The organism is Geothrix sp. SG200 (genome assembly GCF_022808935.1).
Classification (GTDB): Bacteria; Acidobacteriota; Holophagae; order Holophagales; family Holophagaceae; genus Geothrix; species Geothrix alkalitolerans.
On record NZ_JAKZFR010000005.1, the window covers coordinates 20,502 to 39,464 of the forward strand.

Consider the following 18,963-nt stretch of genomic DNA (forward strand, 5'->3'; position numbering starts at 1 on the left):
GTCCCCCATGCGCCTGATGAGCCTGAGCCCCCTGGCCCTGTCGATCTGCCTGGCTTCGCCGCTGATCGCCGCGGGCCGACCCCGGAAGGCCGAGCCCGCCGCGTCGCCCGCGGTCCCGGCCCTTCCGGTGGACGCCACCTTCCTGAAGCCCCTGAAGGCCCGGGCCATCGGGCCCGCCGTCATGGGCGGGCGCATCTCCGAGGTGGCCGTGGATCCCTCGGATCCCTTCACCTGCTACGTGGGCCTCGCCCACGGCGGCGTGATGAAGACCACGGACGCAGGCGCCAGCTTCCAGCCCATCTTCGACAAGACAGGCGTTGGCTCCATTGGCGCCCTGGCCGTGTCCCCCGCGAACGCTAAGGTGGTGTGGGCCGGCACGGGCGAGGCCAACGACCGCAACAGCTCCGGCTGGGGGAAGGGTGTGTTCCGCAGCACGGACGGCGGGACCACCTGGACGGCCGCGGGCCTGGAGGCCAGCCGCTGCATCGCGCGCCTGGCCGTCCATCCCAAGGACGAGGCCGTGGCCTACGCCGCGGCCATGGGCGATCTTTGGACGCCGGGCGGCGAGCGGGGCCTCTACAAGACCACCGACGGCGGGAAGAGCTGGAAGGCCGTGCTCACCGCCCCGGCGCCCTACGGCGACCGGGTGGGCTGCGGCGACGTGGTGCTGGACCCGCGGAATCCCGACATCGTCTACGCCGCCCTCTACGCGCGGCGCCGCTTTCCCTGGGCCTTCCAGGCGGGGCCGGCGGCCACGGAGGGACGCGATCTTGGCGGCATCTTCCGCAGCACGGACGGCGGGGCCACCTGGACGAAGCTTACGAAGGGCCTGCCGGCAGGCACGGGGCGCATCGGCCTGGCCGTCAGCGCCTCGAAGCCCGGCGTGGTGATGGCCGTGGTGCAGAGCGACGAGGGCGGCACCGTCCCCATCATGGACATCATGAGCAAGGCCGGCGGCACCTTCCGATCCGAGGATGGCGGCGACACCTGGACCCGCACCAGCCCCCTGAACCCCCGCCCCTTCTACTTCAGCCAGATCCGCATCGCCCCGGACGACGACCGCCGCGTCTACGTCCTGGGCTTCGGCCTGCACGTCTCCGAGGACGGCGGCGCCACCTGGCGGGAGGACCGCTCCGAGAAGGTGCACCCGGATCTGCACGCCCTGGCCTTCGACCCGAAGGCGCCGAAGCACCTCCTGCTGGGGACGGACGGCGGGCTGTACCAGAGCCACTCCGCCGGCGCCTCCTGGGAGGCGCTGAACCGCTTTCCCGCCGGCGAGTACTACCGCATCGCCGTCGACGACGGCACGCCCTACCGGGTGGCCGGCGGACTCCAGGACAACCGGAACTGGGTGGGCCCCGGCCGAACCTTCAGCAAGGACGGCATCCTCAACCAGGACTGGACGAACCTGGGGGGCGGCGACGGCTTCCACGTGCTGTTCGATCCCGCCGACGCCGGGATCCTGTTCGCGGAGAGCCAGGGCGGATCCATCTTCCGGGTGAACCTCCGCAGCGGGGCCACCAAGTTCCTGCGGCCCGAGCCCGCCGAGGGGCAGGAGGCCTACCGCTTCCACTGGGCCAGCCCCTTCCTCCGCAGCCGGCACGCCAAGGACGTGCTCTACCTGGCGGGCAACCGCGTGTTCAAGCTGACGGATCGGGGCGAGCGCTGGAAGCCCATCAGCCCCGACCTCACCACCCAGGATCCCCAGCGCACCCGCACCAGCGGCAGCGGCGCCGAGACTTTCGGCGTGATCTACACCCTGGCCGAATCCCCCGCCAAGGCCGGGCAGCTCTGGGTGGGCACGGACGACGGGAAGGTCTGGCGCACCGAGGACGAGGGCGGCACCTGGGTGGACCTCACGCCGAACCTGCCGGCGGCGGTGAAGGGCCGGTGGATCCAGCGCCTCGAGGCCGGCCGGGAGCCCGGCGTGGCCTACCTGGTGGCCCAGGCGTACCGCACCGGCTCCTACGCGCCGCTGGTCTACCGTACGGCGGATGGAGGGAGGACCTGGCAGGGGCTCGGCGCGGGCCTGCCCCCGGACCAGCCGGCCCACGTGGTGAAGGAGGATCCGGTCAACCCGAAGGTGCTCTACTGCGGCACCGAGGGCGGCCTGTTCGTGAGCCTGGACCAGGGCCAGCGCTGGCTGCCCCTGGGCGATCTGCCGCCGGTGCCCGTGGACGACCTGGCCATCCAGGCCCGGGAGAATGACCTCGTCATCGCTACCCACGGCCGCAGCCTCTTCGTGCTGGACGACCTGTCCGTGCTGCAGGGCCTGTCGCCCGAGGTGCTGGGCGGAGAGCTCCACCTCTTCACGCCACGGCCCGTCCTGGCCCGCCAGCTCCTGCCCGGAAACGCCAACGAGGAGGGGAAGGCCGGGACCTTCCGGGGGGTCAATCCGCCCTTGGGCGCCACCTTCCAGATCTACCTCAAGGCCGACACCGGAGAGGACCTGAGCCTGGCCATCAAGGCTCCGGACGGCCGGCCCGTGGCCAACCTCAAGGCACCGGGGCGGGCGGGCCTCCAGCGCATCGCCTGGGACCTGAGGCCCACCTCGGACCTGGTCTCGTCCTACCGAGGCGAGGGCTCGAAGTTCGTCAAGCCCGGCCTCTACACGGTCACCGTGACCCGGGGCTCGGCGGAGGCCGCGGGGACGATCCAGATGGAGGTCGGCGAGGACCTGGAGACGCGCTGACCTAGCGGGCTCCAGAGGCCCCCAGCATCTCCGCCATCAGGCCCAGCAGGCGCGGCAGCTCGAAGGGCTTGGGCAGGAGCCGCACCCGGGGCACCCTGGCCAGCTTCGCCTCCATGCCCTCCAGCCCCTGGCCGCTCACCAGGATGAAGGGTACCGTCGAGCCCGTGGCCCGGATCCGCTCCAGTAGCTCCAGCCCCGTGCAGTCGGGCATGCGGTGGTCGCTCAGCACCAGGTCGTAGCGGCCCGTCTGCCAGGCCTGCCAGGCCACGCTCCCGTCCGGAGTTGCCGTGACCTGCGCCCGGGCCAGGGTCAGGGCGTCCGCCAGCATGTCGCGCAGGAGGGTCTCATCTTCGGCCACCAGGATCCGCCGTCCGGCCAAGGTTCCCGGATCTGCGGCGGGATCGGTCGGAGCCGGGGCCTCCTGTGGCGCGTCCGTGGGGACCGGCGGGAGGCACATGCGGAAACAGGCCCCGCCGCCCGGGGCATTCTCCGCCCAGACCTGTCCCCGGTGGGCCCTCACGATGCCGAAGACCATGGCCAGTCCCAGGCCGGTGCCCTTGGTCGAATCCTTCGTGGTGACGAAGGGTTCGAAGATGTGCGGCAGGAGATGGTCGGGAATGCCCGTGCCCGTGTCCTGGACCTCCATGCAGACCTGCCCTTCCTCGTCCAGGAAGGTCCGGAGGGTGAGGCTGCCCCCCGCCGGCATGGCATCCCGCGCATTCACCACCAGGTTCATGAGCACCTGCTCCAGCTGCACCGAGTCGCCTTCCACCCGGGGAAGGTCCGGGTCGAGGGCCAGGTGCAGCCGGATCAGGCCCCCCAGCAGGCGCTCCAAGAGGGCCGCCGTATCGCCGATGAGCGCGTTGAGGTCGAGGGGCTTCAGCTCCGGCCGCGACTGGTGGCTGAAGGACAGCAGGGCCTTGGTGGTCTGGGCGCAGCGCTTCGTGGCCTCCTCGGCGCGGAGGATCCGGTTGATCACCGGATGCCCCTCGGGCAGCAGCTCCCGGCTCAGGTGGAGCTGGCCCAGGATCGCGGCCAGCTGGTTGTTGACGTCGTGGGCAATGCCCCCGGCCAGGGTGCCCACGGTCTCCATGCGCTGGCTGTGCTCCAGCTGGCTCTGCAGGCGGGCGCGGTCCGCGAGGCTCTCGTCCGCCCGGAGGAGGGCGTGTTCCAGGCTGCGGATCTCCTGGATGTCCGAGTGGATGGTGGGGGCAGGTCCGCCCTGCCCCAGGGTTTCCGCCATGGTCCCGAGGGCGGTGATGGGTTCGGCCACCCGGCGGGCGATGTGATGGATGCGCCAGGCGGCCAGGGCGAGGCCGATGACGACCAGACCGAACAGGCCCGCCACCCGGAATCCCAGCGGGCCCAGCAGGTCATCCTCGGGGATGGCCAGCATCAGCGACCAGTGGAGGCCCGGGAGGCCCTCGAAGGAGCGGGACAGCCCCATGGCCGTCCGGCCCCCCAGGCGGATGCGGCGGGGCGCCCCATCCTTCGCGTCGTCCTCCAGGCGGATCCCCGGATTCAGGAAGCGGGCTTCCGGGGGCTTGAGGAAGGCCTGGCGGCGGTTTTCGGGGGATTCATAGGCCGCGTCCCGCGGAAGGATCAGGGCCCGTCCCCGGGCGTCCACCACGAGGGACTGGCTGCGGGGCGTGGGCTGGGCGGACCAGACGCGGCGGGTGAGGTCGTCCAGCAGGAAGTCGAGGGCCACCACGCCCCGGAGGCCGGCCTCGCCCCGGAGGGGCAGGGTGTACGTGATGCCCGGATCCTGGGTGGTGTAGAAGGTGTAGGGTTCGGTCCAGGCAGGGGAGGAGGCCGCCGCTCCGGCGGCGTACCAGGGCCGGGTGCGGGGATCGTAGGACATGGGGGTCCAGGGTCCCGGCGCCGCGGGTCCGGCCAGATCGAGGCGCCGCCAGCGGATCCGGGCCCCGGGCCCCGCATTCTCCAGCTCCCGGAGGGACCAGACCTGGCCGATTCTCAGGAAGAGCAGGGATCGCCCATCCGAGGCGGCCAGGTTGAGGCTGGTGATGCTGTGCTGGGCCATCAGCGCCGGCAGGATCATCCGGGCGGCCTGCTCGGGCTGGGCCGGATCCAGGGTCCCGTCCGTCCACCAGTCATGGACCACCTGACCCAGGGACTGGGAGGACTGGAGATCGATCCGGAGCAGTTCGTCGAGGTGGCGCAGCGCCGTCTTGGCCCGCGCGCCCGCCTGCCGCTCCAGCGCCCGCTGCTGGCCCCACCAGGCCAGGCCCAGGAGCAGCGTGAACAGACCCGTCATGAGGATCAGGTGATCCCGCAACAGCAGGCGACGGATGGGAAGCATGGGTGGGACGCCTCCGGGAGTGCTACCTCCATCTTGTCGGACCTGCAGGGCGAAAGGTAACCCTTGGCCGGATCAGAGCGCCGAGCGAAGGGCCGCGAAGGCCTCGGGCAACCCGGCCGGGTTGGATCCGCCGCCCTGGGCCAGGTCCTTCTTCCCGCCGCCCCGGCCGTTCAGGGCCGGCAGCATGGTCTTGAAGAGGGCGCCCGCGTCGTAGGGCAGGTCCGGGGACACGGAGACCAGGGCGGCCACCTTGTCCTCGGCGGTCCGTGAGGCCAGCGCGATGACCGCGCTGGGGTGGCGCGTGCGGACCTGGTCCATGAACTCGCGCAGGGCGTTGCCCTCGAGCCCTTCCACCGCGGCCGTGACCAGGGTGGCGCCCTTCACCTGCTCGGCCTGCTCGGCGCTGCCGCCGCCGCTGGCGGCCTTGAGCTTGGCCTCCTTGAGGTCGCGCTCAAGCTGGGTGATGCGCTGATCCTTGACCGTGAGCAGGTCCGGCAGGACCTCGCGGGCCGCGTTCGCCTGGCGGGAGAGCCCGTGGATCATGGCTTCGTCGGCCTGCAGCAGCTCCAGGGCCAGCTCGCCGGCCACGGCCTCGATGCGGCGCACACCGGCGCTGACGGCGCCTTCCGAGAGGATCTTCACTACGCCGATCTCGCCGGTGTTCCCCACGTGGGTGCCGCCGCAGAGTTCGGTGGAGAAGCCGGGGACCTGCACCACGCGGACCACGTCCCCGTACTTCTCGCCGAAGAGGGCCATGGCCCCGGAGGCGAGCGCCGCGTCGATGTCCATCTCCTGGATGGCGGTGGGCAGGGCCTTCAGGGCTTCGCGAGTGGCCAGCCGCTCGATCTCGGCGATCTGTTCGGCGTCCAGGGGGGCGAAGTGGGTGAAGTCGAAGCGCAGGCGATGCTCGTCCACCACGCTGCCGGCCTGCTTCACATGGGTGCCGAGCACCTCCCGCAGGGCGGCATGCAGCAGGTGGGTGGCCGTGTGGTGGGCCCGGACCCGGCGGCGGCGGATGGGGTGCACGTGGGCGATGACGGCCATGTTCTCCAGCAGGGTGCCGGTCACCTCGACCTTGTGGAGGTGGCGCTTCTGGGCCGGGGCCGTGCAGTCCAGCACCTCGGCGAGCCCGCCCTCGAAGCGGAGCTGGCCCGTGTCGCCCACCTGCCCGCCGGACTGGGCGTAGAAGGGGGTGTGGTCCAGCAGCACGGAGCCGGCGCCCGTGAGCTGCTTCACGCGCCGGTTGGCGGCATCGAAGAGCGCCACCACATGGGCCTGGCCCTCCAGGTGCTCGTAGCCCGTGAACGTGGTGGGCGGCAGGTCGGCCAGCACGGCCAGGTCGCCGGCCAGGCGCAGGTCGTGGGACTTCATGGCGGCCCGGGCCCGGTGGCGCTGGGCGCTCAGCTCCTGCTGGAAGCCGTCGAGATCGGCGCGGATGCCCCGCTCCCGGCACCAGTCCTCCACCAGGTCCACAGGGAAGCCGTAGGTGTCGTAGAGGCGGAAGATGTCGGAGCCCGCCAGGGCGCCGTCCGCGATGGCGCTGGATTCCAGGATCTTCAGGCCGGTGGAGAGGGTCTGGCTGAACTGCCGCTCCTCGTGGCGCAGGGACTTCTGGATGCGCGGCAGCTCGCCCAGCAGCTCGGGGTACTGGTCACCCATGGCCTGGGCCACGGCGGGCGCCAGGTCCGCGAAGAAGAGCCCTTCGATGCCCAGCTTGCGGCCGAAGCGGAGGGCCCGGCGCACGATCTTGCGCAGCACGTAGCCGCGGCCCTCGTTGCTGGGCACCACGCCGTCGTAGCACATGAAGGTGGCGGCGCGGATGTGGTCGGCGATGACCTGGGAGGCGGTTCGGTTCGCATGCTCCCGGCGCTCGTCGGCCTTGACCTTCGCCACCTTCCAGATGGCCTCGAAGATGGGCTCGAACAGGTCGATCTCGTAGTTGGTGTCCACGCCCTGGAGGATGCTGGCGGTGCGCTCCAGGCCCATGCCCGTGTCGATGCTGGGCCGGGGAAGCGGGGCGAGCACGCCCTGGGCGTCGCGCTCGTACTGCATGAAGACCAGGTTCCAGATCTCCATGACCCGGTCGCCCTCGCCGTTGGGCGTGGCATCGCCGGGAATGTGGGCGCCGCGGTCGTAGTGCATCTCGGAGCAGGGGCCGCAGGGGCCGGTGTCGCCCATCTGCCAGAAGTTGTCCTTCTTGCCGAAGCGCATGATGCGGTCGGGGGGCACGCCCGCGGCCTTCCAGAGCTCCTCTGCCTCCGTGTCCGCGGGCACGCCGTCGGCGCCCTCGAAGACGGTGATCCAGAGCTTCGAGGGGTCCAGGCCGAGGTTGCCCTTCGCCACGGGGCCCGTCACGAACTCCCAGGCGTATCGGATGGCATCGGCCTTGAAGTAGTCTCCGAAGCTGAAGTTGCCCAGCATCTCGAAGAAGGTGTGGTGGCGGGCCGTGAAGCCCACCTGGTCCAGGTCGTTGTGCTTGCCGCCGGCCCGCAGGCACTTCTGGCTGGTGGTGGCGCGGGTGTAGTCCCGCTTCTCCTTGCCCAGGAACACGTCCTTGAACTGGATCATGCCCGAGTTCGTCCACATCACCGTGGGATCGTCCGCCGGTCCGATGACCGCGCTGGAGGCCACCCGACGGTGCCCCTGGCGCTCGAAGTACTGCAGGAATCGCTGGCGGAGCTCGGAGGTTTTCATAGGTGATCCAGGATATCGGACGATCGGAAAGAAAAAGCGCGGAACGGGCTTTGCCCGTGTCGCGCGTGGGGGCTCCGGGGGTGTGCGCGCAGCGCGGAACCCCCGGACAACCTCAATGCCTGAAGTGCCGCATGCCCGTGAAGAAGAGCCACACGCCGAGCTTCTGGGCGGCGGCGATGACTTCGTTGTCGCGCAGGCTGCCGCCGGGCTCCACGAAGGCTGTGACGCCGTGGCTGGCCGCCAGCTCGAGGCCGTCGGCGAAGGGGAAGAAGGCGTCGCTGCCAAGCACGGATCCGCGGGACTTGGTGCCGGCCTTGCGGCAGGCGATCTCCACGGAATCCACGCGGCTCATCTGGCCCGCGCCGATGCCCACGGTGGCGCCGTCCTTCACCAGCACGATGGCGTTGGACTTCACGGCCTTGGCCACGCGCTGGGCCAGCATGAGGTCCTCGGCCCGGGGTTTGGTGCCGGACCCGCTGGCCTTGACCTCCCAGTCCTCGAAGGGCACGAAGCCGTCGTCCGCGTGCTGGACCAGGTAGCCGCCGCCGATGGAGCGGGTGTCCAGGCCCTCGGCGGCCTGGGGCCAGTGGTCGGGGGTCTGCAGGATGCGGAGCTGCTTCTTGGCCGCGAAGACCTCCAGGGCCTCGCCGGTGAAGGCCGGGGCGAGGATCACCTCCCAGAAGGTCTGGGCCATGACGCGGGCCACCTCGACGCCCACGGGCCGGTTGAAGGCCACGATGCCGCCGAAGGCGCTGACGGGGTCGCCGGCCTGGGCGCGCATGAAGGCTTCCAGCGCATGGGGCCCCTGTCCCACGCCGCAGGGGTTGTTGTGCTTGACGATGACGCAGGCCGGGGCCGGGAACTGCCAGACCAGCTTGGCGCAGGCGTCGGCGTCCAGCAGGTTGTTGAAGCTGAGCTCCTTGCCCTGGTGCTGGTGGCAGGCGGCCATGCCCTCCACCTTGCGGCCGGGCTCCACGTAGAAGGCCGCGGGCTGGTGCGGATTCTCGCCGTAGCGGAGGCCCTGCTTCTGCACCAGGTTCAGGCAGAGGTGGTGGGGAAGTTCCGCAGCCTTGCCGTGGGCCAGCTCCCGCTCCATCCAGCCGGCGATGGCGGCATCGTAGGCGGCGGTGCGACGAAAGGCCTCCAGGGCGCAGCGGCGGCGGTCCTCCAGCCCCCAGGCGCCGCCCTTGAGCTTCGCGAGGAACGGCTCGTACTGGTCGGGGCTGGTGAGCACGGTGACGGAGGCGTGGTTCTTGGAGGCGCTGCGGATCATGCTGGGGCCGCCGATGTCGATCTGCTCGATGGCCTCGGCCGGCGTGACGCCCTCGCGGGCAATGGTGGCCTCGAAGGGGTAGAGGTTGATCACCACCAGGTCGATGGGATCGATGCCTTGGGCCTTGGCGTCCGCCACGTGCTCCGGCAGGTCGCGACGGTAGAGCAGGCCCCCGTGAATGCGGGGGTGCAGGGTCTTCACCCGGCCGTCGAAGCACTCCGGGGCGCCGGTGTAGGCGGCCACCTCCTGGGCCTCCAGCTTGGCCTCCTGCAGGGCGCGGAGGGTCCCTCCGGTGGCCAGGATGCGCCAGCCCTGCGCCAACAGTCCCTTGGCCAGGGGCAGCAGCCCCGTCTTGTCGTACACCGAGATCAATGCCGTAGGCATGTCCGCCCCCTGAACCCTTGATTTTTTCATGCCGTGGCCCCATCCGGAAGGGCTGGATGTCCCCGGTGGCCTTGAGGTCCTGCCCCACCGGCTTCCAGGGCGCCGGCAGCAGGCGCCCGTCCCGAATGTGACTCCCGCCACAGGGGGCCGCTGCCGGCCGGATCTGGCGGATTTCCTGGACTTTCGGGCACCCGGAAGGACCTGGGCCGCCGGAAGGGGCTGGGGCGTCCACCTTTACCTCCAGCGCCCCAAGCCCCATCCTGGAAGGCCTGGAGTGGGCCCATGCCGACGATCAAGATCAACGACGTTGAACTGAGCGTGAACCCCGGCACCCTGGTGCTGGATGCCTGCCGCACCGTGGGCATCGACATCCCCCACTACTGCTACCACCCGGCGCTCACGCCCGTGGCCACCTGCCGCATGTGCCTGGTGGAGATCAAGGGCCAGCCCAAGCTCGCCACGAGCTGCACCACCACCGTGCCGCCCGCGCCCAAGGACAACCCCGAGGCCGTGGTGATGGAGGTGTTCACCAACACGCCCGCCGTGGCCGATGCCCGGGCCGGCGTGATGGAATTCCTGCTGATGAACCACCCGCTGGACTGCCCCATCTGCGACCAGGCGGGCGAGTGCAAGCTCCAGGACTACTCGTACCACTACGGCAGCGGCGACTCCCGCATGGCCGAGGTGAAGCGGCGCTACCGCTACGAGGACCTGGGCGCCAAGATCGTCATCGACAAGAACCGCTGCATCCACTGCACCCGCTGCGTGCGCTTCACCAAGGAGATCAGCGGCGGCTACGAGCTCACGGTGGCCCAGCGCGGCTCCCGCCTGGAAGTCACCACCTACACGGGCAAGTCCCTCGACCAGAATCCGTATGCGGGCAACGTGGTGGACCTCTGCCCCGTGGGCGCCCTCACAAGCCGCGACTTCCGCTTCCGCAAGCGCGTCTGGTACCTCAAGAACACGCCCTCCATCAGCCGCCACTCGGCGCTGGGCAGCCCCATCTGGATCGACCACGAAGGCAACCAGATCCACCGCTTCCGGCCCCGGCCCCTGGAGGGCAAGGAGACCACGCACTTCATCAGTGACGCGGAGCGCTACGCCTACGTGCACTACAACCGGCAGGACGGGGCTCCCACGCCGCTGCTGAAGGGCGCGCCGGCCTCGCTCGACGCCATCCGCGAGGCCCTCCAGGCCGCGGGTCCCGTGGCGGTCATCGGCCAGGGCACCTTCGGCTGCGACACTGCCCAGCGCCTGGGCGATCTGGCGGCCTCCGAAGGCCTGCGCTACGGCAGCGGCGACAAGACCATTCCCGCCGTGCTGCCCAAGTACCAGACCAGCGAGGACGGCATCCTGAACCGCCGGGGCTTCACGGAGCGTGGCTACCGCTTCGGCGCGCTGGAAGAGCTGCAGGCCAAGGTCCAGAAAGGCGAGGTCAAGGCTGTCGTCCTCCTGCACGACGCCGACTTCACCAGCGCCAAGGAGGCCGAGCTGCTGGGCCAGATCCTCAAGGCCGCGGCGTTCAGCCTGGCCTTCGAAGTGGAGGCCTCGGACCTGGGCCGCGCCGCCACCGCCTGGCTGCCCATCACCAGCTACGCCGAAGAGAGCGATTTTATCGTCAACCACGAGGGCGAGCTCCGCCGCTACCAGAAGGCCCTGCAGGCGCCCAAGGGCGTCCGCACCCTGCCGGCCTGGGTGAAGGAGCTGGCCGCCGTTCCCGCCGCCGTCTAGCGGAGGAAAGGAGGAACCATGTTCCTCCATGACGCGCTGACCAGGGGCCTCGTCCGCTACCTCACGGCGGAGCTGCCCAGCTACCAGCGGCGGGTGCCCAACGATGTGGAGCGGCTCCGGGCCGGGCTCCGCCCCGGCGACGTGGTGCTGGTGGAGGGCAAGTCCCGCATCAGCCGCATGATCATGAGCCTCAGCCAGAGTTCATGGAGCCACGCCGCCATGTACATCGGCGATGCCCTGCTGCGCAGGGGCGGTCCCCATGCCGAGTCGGCGCTGGATCGCTTCGGGGCCGAGGCTGCCCACCTGGTCCTGGAGAGCGACATGGCCGAAGGGGTGCGGGTGTTCCCCGTAGCCTGGTATGCGGACCACAACCTGAGGGTCTGCCGCCCCCAGGGGCTCTCGCCCGGGGACCTGGAGCAGGTGGTGGCCGAGATGCTCCGGCACCTGGGCCTGCGCTACGACCGGCGCAACATCTTCGACCTGGGACGCTACCTCACCCCCGTCCACCTGCTGCCGGCCCGCTGGCGGCGGCGCCCCCTGTACCTGGGCAGCTCCAGCAGCCGCGAAGTGATCTGCTCCGCCCTCATCGCCAAGGCCTTCTACCGGGTGGGCTTCCCCGTGCAACCCCTGGTCGGCGACGCGTCCGCCTCCCATTCGCACCAGGTGATCGCGCGGCACCCGAGCTACATCATGCCCCGGGATTTCGACCTGAGCGCCAACTTCGAGGTGCTGAAGGTCAACCTGGCCCCACCCGAAAAAGCGGGCGCCTGGGGGCGCCCGCTTGCCGAAAATTGAAGCCTGAATCCTGAGGACTGAGGCCTACTTCCGCACCTTGGCATCCTCGATGAGGACCACGTAGGAATAGCCGGAGCCGAAGTCCTTGTCGGTGCGCACCACGCCGGTGACGGTGACCGTGTCGCCCTTGGCGGCCGGGTCGTTGCTGGTGACGGTGATGTCGTTGCTGCCGGCCTTCGCGTCACCACTGCCATCCTGCAGGTGCAGCCAGTTCTTGCCCATGATGCCGGCGTTGTACTTCACGACCTTGCCCCGCACGGTGACGGTCTTCCCCTTGAGGGCGCTCTTCTGGGCCCAGACTTCGGCGACGGTGCGGGCATCCGCCCCCGAGGCCTTCTCGACCTTGCCCACCTCAACGGCCGCCGCCTGGCCAGCAGAGGCATGCGGGTCGCCAGCGGGAGCCCCGGCCGGGCCGCTGCCGGCCAGGGTGCCGAAATAGATCTGGGCGAAGGTCCGCTTCAGCGTCTTGGATTCGAAGTCCCGCATGATCATGGCGCCGGTCACCGTGACCTCGGCACCCTTCTCGACCTTGGTCTCCGGCACGGCGGCCCAGACTTCGCCCTGGGCGGTCTGGATGCGCAGGTAGGAGTAGGGCGAGGCGGCGATGCGCTCCAGGAGCTTTCCGGTGACGGACAGGCCCGCGGAAGGCGCGGCGGCCGGTGCGGCACCGGGCGCGGCGGTCTGGCCCTGGATGGGGGCGGCGACCACGGGAGCCTGGGACTTGTTGGAATTGCAGCCGATGATGGCCGCGGCGATGAGCAGGACGGGAAGGGCGCTGCGCATGGATGGGACTCCTTGTAGGAACCGGGAAGAGGCCACGGGACCTTGAAGCTTACGGTCAAACACCTATGACCGTCGACAAAGGCTCCGCAGAGGTGGCTTGCCCCGAGCCCCTGGGGCCGGAGGCCCGGATCGGGTCGTCCCAGAAGGGATAGAAGCAGTACCACTGGCTGGGATGCTCGCGGATCAACTGTTCCAGGGTGGAGACATAGGTTCGCATTCCCGCTTCGATGGCGGCCTGACGCTCACCCCTGCGGCCCAGGACCCGGATGGGCTCGCCGAACCGGGCATGGAAGCGCCGTGCCTCGTCCGTGTAGAAGAAGGAGGTCACGATGGGCGCCCCGGTCATGGCCGCCAGCTCCCAGGGGCCGCGGGGGAAGGGCGCCTCCCGGCCGAAGAAGGGGATGGGCAGTCCGTTCAGGCTGAAGTCCCGGTCGCCCTGCATGCCCACCAAGGCGCCTTCCCGCAGCAGCCTGACCAGGGGCAGGGTCGAGAAGCCGATGCCATCCACGGGGACGCCCACCACGCCGCCCTGGGCGCGCATCTGCTCCCGCAACCGCTCCACCGCCTCGAAGCGGTCGGGCTTGTAGACCGTGTGGATCTTCAGGTTCCGGGCCCGCAGCAGCAGCCCGCCCAGCTCGTAGTTCCCCGCGTGGGCCGTGAGGAGGATGACGCCCCGCCCTTCGGCCATGGCCGCGTCCAGGTGCTCCAGGCCCTCCAGGGAGGTGAACTGGGCCAGGGCCTCCTCCGGGGCGCGCTGGCCGTAGTAGAAGAAGTCCACCCAGGCGCGGGCATGCTGGCGCACCATGTCCCGGGCGATCCGGTCCACCTCCGGGTGGGTGGGGCGCAGCCCCAGCGTCCGGGCGGTGTTGCCCAGGATGGCCTCCAGGTACTTGGGGCGCAGCGTCAGGAAGGCGTGGGCGATCTGGTCGGCGATCTCGTGGCCCCGCTCGCGCCGGGCAAAGGACCGGGCCGCGAAGTGGAACAGGGGGAACAGCGAGCCGAAGACCGCACTGTAGACGAGGCCCAGGAGCCTGGAGTCGGACTGCATCCGGTCCTGCATCCCCGGCCTCCTAACGCCACACGTTCTGGTTGGGGTTGCGGTCCTCCATCTCCAGCCACAGGCGCTGGAGGCTCTGGAGGCGCTCGGGGTACTCGAGGTCGAGGCGGTCCAGCGTCGCGTCGTCCTCGGCGTCGAAGGCGCAGGGATCCTCCAGCACCTCGGCGGGGAACTCGGGGAACACCTCCGCGAGCAGGGCCCGGTCGAAGCCGCGCACGCTCAGGGTGCGGATGCCCGGAGTGTCCACCAGGGTGCCCCCCTCCAGGGCCAGCCAGCGGGCGGCCGTGGTGGTCTGCTTGCCGGTGCCGAACTTCGTGAGGCCGCCGATCTTCAGGGCCGCCTGCGGGTGCAGGGCGTTCACGAGGGTGCTCTTGCCCACGCCGCTGTGGCCCAGCAGCACCACCACCTTGCCCTGCAGGAGGTCGCGTAGGGACTCCAGGCCTTCGCCCCTGAGGGCGGACGTCTCATGAATGGAGACCCGCTGGCCGCGCAGCGGATCCAGCTCGGGCAGGGTGTCCTTCTTCGAGGCCCGGTCCCGCTTGGTGACGATGACGCGGAAGGCGAGGCCCGCGTCCAGGGCCAGCACCTGGGCCCGCTCCAGGAGGCCGGGGCGCAGGGGCGGATCCACCACCGCGGCGCAGATCCAGAGCTCGTCGGCATTGGCGCAGATGAGCTGCCAGGGCTCGCGATCGTCGATGCCGCCCCGCTTGAGCAGGCTCTTGCGAGGCATCACCGCCACCACCTGGGCTTCGGGGGAGCCCCCGTCGCCTCGGACGGATGGGGAGGCGGGGGCCCTGGGGTCATCGAGCTCGACGGGGACGGCCGAGTAGCGGACACGGTCCCCGCAGACCAGGCGTACGCCCTTGAGCTTGCCGCTCAGGGTGGCCCGCATCACGGTGCGATCCGCCAGCTCAAGGTCCACCCATTGGCTGTGGCGCTGGATGAGCGTGGCCTCGGGCAGATGCATCCAGGGCGCGGGATCCGGAAGGCGCAGCAGGGCCTCGGGGTCGTGCGCCTCGATGCCGGTCTCCAGGCGCTCCGCGTGGCGCTGTCGCCGCTTGCTGTCCGCCGCCCGCTCGCGGGAATAGGCCTCCCGGTGGTCCAGGTCCTGGGCCTCGCGGCTCTGGCCGAGGCGGAACTTGCGGGTCATGCCCTGCCTGCGAACTCGCCGGTCTCGGTGCTCACCTTCACCTTCTCGCCCTCCTTGATGAAGAGGGGCACCTTGATCTCGATGCCGGTCTCCAGCTTGGCGGGCTTGGTGACGTTGCCGCTGGCCGTGTCGCCGCGGGCGCCGGGCTCCGTGTAGGTGACGGACAATTCCACCTGGCCGGGCATCTGCAGGCCGATGGGGTTGCCGTTGAACTTCTGGATCTGGACGATGAGACCTTCGGTGAGGTAGTCGAGGGCGTCGCCCATGAGGGAGGCGCCCAGGGTGTGGGTCTCGTAGGTCTCCTGGTCCATGAAGTGGGAGCCTTCACCGTCGCTGTAGAGGTAGCTGGCGGGCGTGAGGACCAGATCCGGCTCCTTGAACTTGTCCCCGGCCTTGAAGGTCTTGTCGAAGACGGCGCGGGTGAGGAGATTTCGCATCTTGATGCGCACCAGCGTCTGGCCGCCCCGGGCCGTGGGGGTCGAAATTTCCACATCCAGGCAATGGTAGGGCGTGTCTTCGAGTTCGAAGAACATCTTGCGCTTGATTTCGATGGCTTCGAGAAGGGCGGCCATGGGCACTCCAGATTGTCGAATCCTCCATTCTAGCCCGGCTTCGGAGAGGGGTCTCGTGGTTAGAATTTCAGTTCCATGGCAGATCCAAGAACCATCGGCAGGTACCAGGTCCTGCGGCCCCTCGGACAGGGCGGCATGGGGACTGTCTATCTGGCGGAGGATCCGCTGCTCAAGCGGCGCGTGGCCATCAAGGTGGTGCGGGTCGCGGGCGCCGCGCGGCACCAGGCCACCCTGCGCTTCCGGCGCGAGGCGGAGATCAGCGCCCAGCTGAACCATCCGAACCTGGTGACGGTCTTCGACGTCGGCGTGGAGGAGGACCTGGGGCCCTTCCTCGCCATGGAATACGTGGAAGGGAAGAGCCTCGGCCGCCACATCAAGGACAGGGACCTGGACACGGAAACCAGCGCCCGCGTCCTGATCCAGACCGCCCGCGCCCTGCGGGCCGCGCATCGCCGCGCTATCGTGCACCGCGACGTGAAGCCGGACAACATCCTGCTGAGCGAAGAGGGCCGGGCCAAGCTCATGGACTTCGGCATCGCGCGCACCCTGGGCCACCTGGGCCCGGGTTCCGACCAGTCCCTGGACATGCCCCTCATGGAGGGGGATGGCGCCGCGCTGGCCCAGACGCTGGCGCTGCGGTTGACCTCCTCCGGCGACTTCCTGGGCTCCCCGGCCTACGCGCCTCCGGAAGTGCTCCGGGGCAGCGAGGGCACGCCGGCCTCGGACCGCTACAGCTTCGCCGCCACGGCCTTCGAGCTCCTCACCGGCAAGCTGCCGCACCCGGGGAGCGGCCTCGCCGAGATCATCCTCCACATCCTCCAGGAGCCCGTGGCCATCCCGGCGGATGTGTCTCCCCGCATGGCCGCCGTGTTCCGGCGGGCCCTGGCGGCGGATCCGGACGACCGCTACACCACGCTGCCCGAGTTCATGGAAGAGCTGATCGACGCCTTGCCCGGCCCCGTCAGCATGCGGGCCCGCCTGTTCACGTTCCTTGGGCAGGATGAGGACGGCACCGGAAGCGTCTCCACGGCGCGGTTCCGGCAGGTCGAGGCCTCGCCGTCGGCGGAATCCGGATCCCACGAGTCCCGCGCCCGGGGCACGGCGCCCCTCAAGATCGCCCTGGCCGAAGACCCGGTGGAATCCTACCTCTCCACCCGGAAGCGCGCCGGCCGCCAGGCCGGTTCCGAAGGTCCGGGCACCAACTGGGGCCAGGTCCTGAAGTGGATCGTCCTGGCCTTCATCGTCCTCCAGCTCTTCTGGTGGCTGGCGCCGGCCCTGTCGCGGCTCCAGTTCTGAGGGGACGGCCCCTGACGGCGTCAGGAACAGCTGGGCGGCCTCAGGAGAAGGCCCGCATCAGCAGGAAGAGCGATCCGTTCCAGCAGGCATGGACGAGGATGGCGGGCCAGAGGCTGCCGGCGCGCCGCACGGCCAGGGCGAGCACCAGGCCCAGGGTGCTGAGGATGGGCAGGCCCGCGGGCTGGAGGTGGATGGCCCCGAAGAGCAGGGCCGAGGCGACCAGGGCGAGGGTGACGCGGCCCCCCCGCGCCAGCACGGGAAACAGGAACCCGCGGAAGAGGAACTCCTCGAAGACGGGGGCCACGCCCCCCACCACGAGGAACATGACCAGGGTGGGGCCCCAGCCCGTCAGACCCCGGAGCAGCTCCTGCAGGTCCCGCTGGGGGTTCTGCTCCGGCTTCAGCACCACGCTCGTGGCCATGGCCACCGCCAGCACCAGGAACACGGCCAGGGCGAGGAAGGCCACGGCCCAGGCCAGGTCGCGGCGGGTCGGACTCGGCCCCATCCGTCGCCACAGTCCGGAGAAGGAGAGGCCTTCCGCCCAGCCCAGCAACCGCAGGCCCACCCCCGCATGGAGAAGGGTGCCCAGGGGCACGACCGCCCAGCGCAGGGAGGGCCAGGGCGCGAGGAGCAGCCCAGCCAGGTTGCCCGCCGCGAAGAAGGCCATGAACCAGCCCAGGAAGACCAAGGCCGCCGCCCGTCCCGACAGGCCCCAGGCGGGCAGGGGCCGGCCAGGCGGCTGCCGGCGCGTGGCCCAGAGGTAGATGCCCACCGCGAGGCCCCCCGCGGCGAGGGTCGTCACCAGCAGCCCGAGGCCCCCCAGGGCCGCGAGGCGGGTGATCAGCAGGCCGCGGGCCTGGGCGCGCAGGAGCTCGCCGGCGCCTGGTCCCCCTTCCCGGTCCCGGAGCCGGGCCTCCAGCAGGCGGGCCGTGTAGCCGTTCCCCAGCCGCCGCTGGATCTCCGCGCGCGTCGCGGCGTCCGGGACGGGGGCGCCTTCGTAGGCGGCCTCGAAGGTCCGCCGGAAGCGCGCTCCCGCGGCGCCGGCGGGGAGGCTGGTCTGGACGAGCTCCTTCGCCCCGGCGGGGTCGCCCAGTTCCGCCATGAGCACCGCGAGCAGGGACCGGTCCCACGGATCCGAAAGTCCGCCTCGCGCCTTGGCCCATTCCTGGGGCGGGATGGGGGTGCCCCGCAGCAGGTGGGATCCGGCCAGGCCGGCTTCGAGAATCTGCCCCTGGAGGGTGGTCCGGCCCGAGGGGCGGTGGTTCCCCTCTTGGCGGACGCGAAGGGTGAGACCCGCGGCCATCAGGGCGAGGAGGGCCAGGAAGGCGATGAGGGGATCGGCCCAGCGGCGGTCCGGGTGCCAGGGGCTTGGAGGGGTGGAATCCATGGTTCCCAGGCTACGCGAAGGGCGGCCGGCCGGTGCGGCGGAACCGTCGGGCCGCCACCCCCAGGTAGACCCGGTTCAGCAGGCGGGGGAGGCCGGGGATCGCCAGCAGCGGTGCGGCCCAGCGCCAGCCCGGCAGGCGCCGGGCGATGGGCCGGAGGAGGTCCGCCCCCGCCCAGACCTGGCGGGTGCCCAGGTCAAGGCCGTGGATCTCCGCCTCCAGGGGGCGCCCGGCCAGCTCGGGTCCCAGGGCCAGCAGGTCCGGATCGCGCAGGGAGGCGATGTGCAGGAGCCCCCGGCGGTCCCGCCGGGCCAGCCAGAGGGCCATGCGGCAGCAGAGGGTGCAGGCCGGGTCGTAGGCGAGGAGCAGGGGCGCGGGCATCGGGACGCATCATGCCACGGTTGGCGGTAAGGTTCAGGGTCCGGAGGCTCCATGCCCTTCTCCCATCCCATCGAGGTGCGGTTCAGCGACCTGGACGCCATGGGCCACGTGAACAACGCGGTGGTGGTGAGCTTCATGGAGCAGGGGCGCTTCCAGTGGTGGCGCAGCTTCCTGGGCGGCCGGGCCTTCACGGACGAAGGCTTCCTCATCGCGCGCATCGAGGTGGACTACCGCATGCCGATCCTCCTGGGCGACGACGTCCGGGTGGAACTCCACTGCGCCCGGGTGGGCAACAGCTCCTTCGACCTGGGCTACCGCCTCACCAAGGGCCTGGGCGGCCCGGTGTTCGCCGAGGGGAAAAGCGTGCAGGTGATGCTGGACTTCGCCACCAACCGGCCCAAGCCGCTCTCAGGCACCACCCGCGCCTGGCTCGAAGCCCAGGTCTGATCC

The 18,963-nt window shown here is 70.6% G+C and carries 14 protein-coding genes; 5 read left to right on the plus strand and 9 right to left on the minus strand.

The genetic code is table 11. The annotated features are described in order from the left end of the window. Nucleotides 1–7 precede the first annotated feature (7 nt). Nucleotides 8–2,692 carry a sialidase family protein gene (locus ML539_RS10720; protein WP_243323719.1) on the plus strand — a complete coding sequence of 895 codons (2,685 nt, stop codon included), beginning with the start codon at nt 8–10 and terminating at the stop codon, nt 2,690–2,692. Between the two features lies 1 nt (nt 2,693). On the opposite strand, the gene ML539_RS10725 is transcribed toward ML539_RS10720, so the two are convergent. The 3 genes from ML539_RS10725 to purH form a co-directional block, all read right to left on the minus strand. Then, entirely contained in the window at nt 2,694–5,012 is a 2,319-nt protein-coding gene (locus ML539_RS10725; protein ID WP_243323726.1) for an ATP-binding protein, read from the minus strand. 72 nt (nt 5,013–5,084) lie between these two features. Then, nucleotides 5,085–7,706, minus strand: coding sequence for an alanine--tRNA ligase (gene alaS / locus ML539_RS10730; RefSeq protein ID WP_243323728.1), 2,622 nt, complete (start codon nt 7,704–7,706; stop codon nt 5,085–5,087). Nucleotides 7,707–7,818: 112 nt separating this feature from the next. Then, nucleotides 7,819–9,363, minus strand: a complete 1,545-nt coding sequence (gene purH / locus ML539_RS10735; RefSeq protein ID WP_243323729.1) for a bifunctional phosphoribosylaminoimidazolecarboxamide formyltransferase/IMP cyclohydrolase — start codon at nt 9,361–9,363, stop codon at nt 7,819–7,821. A 282-nt stretch (nt 9,364–9,645) separates the two neighbouring features. Between purH and ML539_RS10740 the strand changes: the two genes are divergently transcribed. Beyond that, complete coding sequence (locus tag ML539_RS10740) at nt 9,646–11,094, plus strand: 2Fe-2S iron-sulfur cluster-binding protein (RefSeq protein WP_243323737.1); 1,449 nt, start codon at nt 9,646–9,648, stop codon at nt 11,092–11,094. Between the two features lie 18 nt (nt 11,095–11,112). Further along, the gene (locus ML539_RS10745) at nt 11,113–11,889 is read left to right on the plus strand and encodes a YiiX/YebB-like N1pC/P60 family cysteine hydrolase (RefSeq protein WP_243323739.1); all 777 of its coding nucleotides are present in this window, start codon (nt 11,113–11,115) and stop codon (nt 11,887–11,889) included. A gap of 24 nt (nt 11,890–11,913) precedes the next feature. On the opposite strand, the gene ML539_RS10750 is transcribed toward ML539_RS10745, so the two are convergent. The 4 genes from ML539_RS10750 to efp are packed head-to-tail and all read right to left on the minus strand — an operon-like array spanning nt 11,914 to nt 15,451. Beyond that, entirely contained in the window at nt 11,914–12,672 is a 759-nt protein-coding gene (locus tag ML539_RS10750; protein WP_243323741.1) for a hypothetical protein, read from the minus strand. A 55-nt stretch (nt 12,673–12,727) separates the two neighbouring features. Further along, on the minus strand, nt 12,728–13,732 hold the full coding sequence (locus ML539_RS10755) for a lysophospholipid acyltransferase family protein (protein WP_243323742.1): 1,005 nt from the start codon (nt 13,730–13,732) through the stop codon (nt 12,728–12,730). A 10-nt stretch (nt 13,733–13,742) separates the two neighbouring features. Beyond that, nucleotides 13,743–14,879: a ribosome small subunit-dependent GTPase A gene (gene rsgA / locus ML539_RS10760; RefSeq protein ID WP_243323745.1), complete on the minus strand. Its 1,137-nt coding sequence runs from the start codon at nt 14,877–14,879 to the stop codon at nt 13,743–13,745. Next, entirely contained in the window at nt 14,876–15,451 is a 576-nt protein-coding gene (efp, locus tag ML539_RS10765) for an elongation factor P (protein ID WP_243323751.1), read from the minus strand. The genes rsgA and efp overlap by 4 nt, the downstream gene beginning before the upstream one ends. A 75-nt stretch (nt 15,452–15,526) precedes the next feature. Here efp and ML539_RS10770 point away from each other — a divergent pair, with 75 nt between their 5' ends. After that, on the plus strand, nt 15,527–16,747 hold the full coding sequence (locus tag ML539_RS10770) for a serine/threonine-protein kinase (RefSeq protein WP_243323753.1): 1,221 nt from the start codon (nt 15,527–15,529) through the stop codon (nt 16,745–16,747). 40 nt (nt 16,748–16,787) lie between these two features. Here ML539_RS10770 and ML539_RS15540 read toward each other — a convergent pair whose 3' ends face one another. Together ML539_RS15540 and ML539_RS10780 are read right to left on the minus strand one after the other, a co-directional pair. After that, nucleotides 16,788–18,134 carry a type II CAAX endopeptidase family protein gene (locus ML539_RS15540; RefSeq protein ID WP_279341623.1) on the minus strand — a complete coding sequence of 449 codons (1,347 nt, stop codon included), beginning with the start codon at nt 18,132–18,134 and terminating at the stop codon, nt 16,788–16,790. Between the two features lie 10 nt (nt 18,135–18,144). Then, the gene (locus ML539_RS10780) at nt 18,145–18,513 is read right to left on the minus strand and encodes a DUF393 domain-containing protein (RefSeq protein WP_243323754.1); all 369 of its coding nucleotides are present in this window, start codon (nt 18,511–18,513) and stop codon (nt 18,145–18,147) included. 51 nt (nt 18,514–18,564) lie between these two features. Between ML539_RS10780 and ML539_RS10785 the strand changes: the two genes are divergently transcribed. Beyond that, nucleotides 18,565–18,960 (plus strand): thioesterase family protein, encoded by a 396-nt coding sequence (locus ML539_RS10785; protein ID WP_243323760.1) that lies wholly within the window; start codon nt 18,565–18,567, stop codon nt 18,958–18,960. Nucleotides 18,961–18,963: the final 3 nt, after the last annotated feature.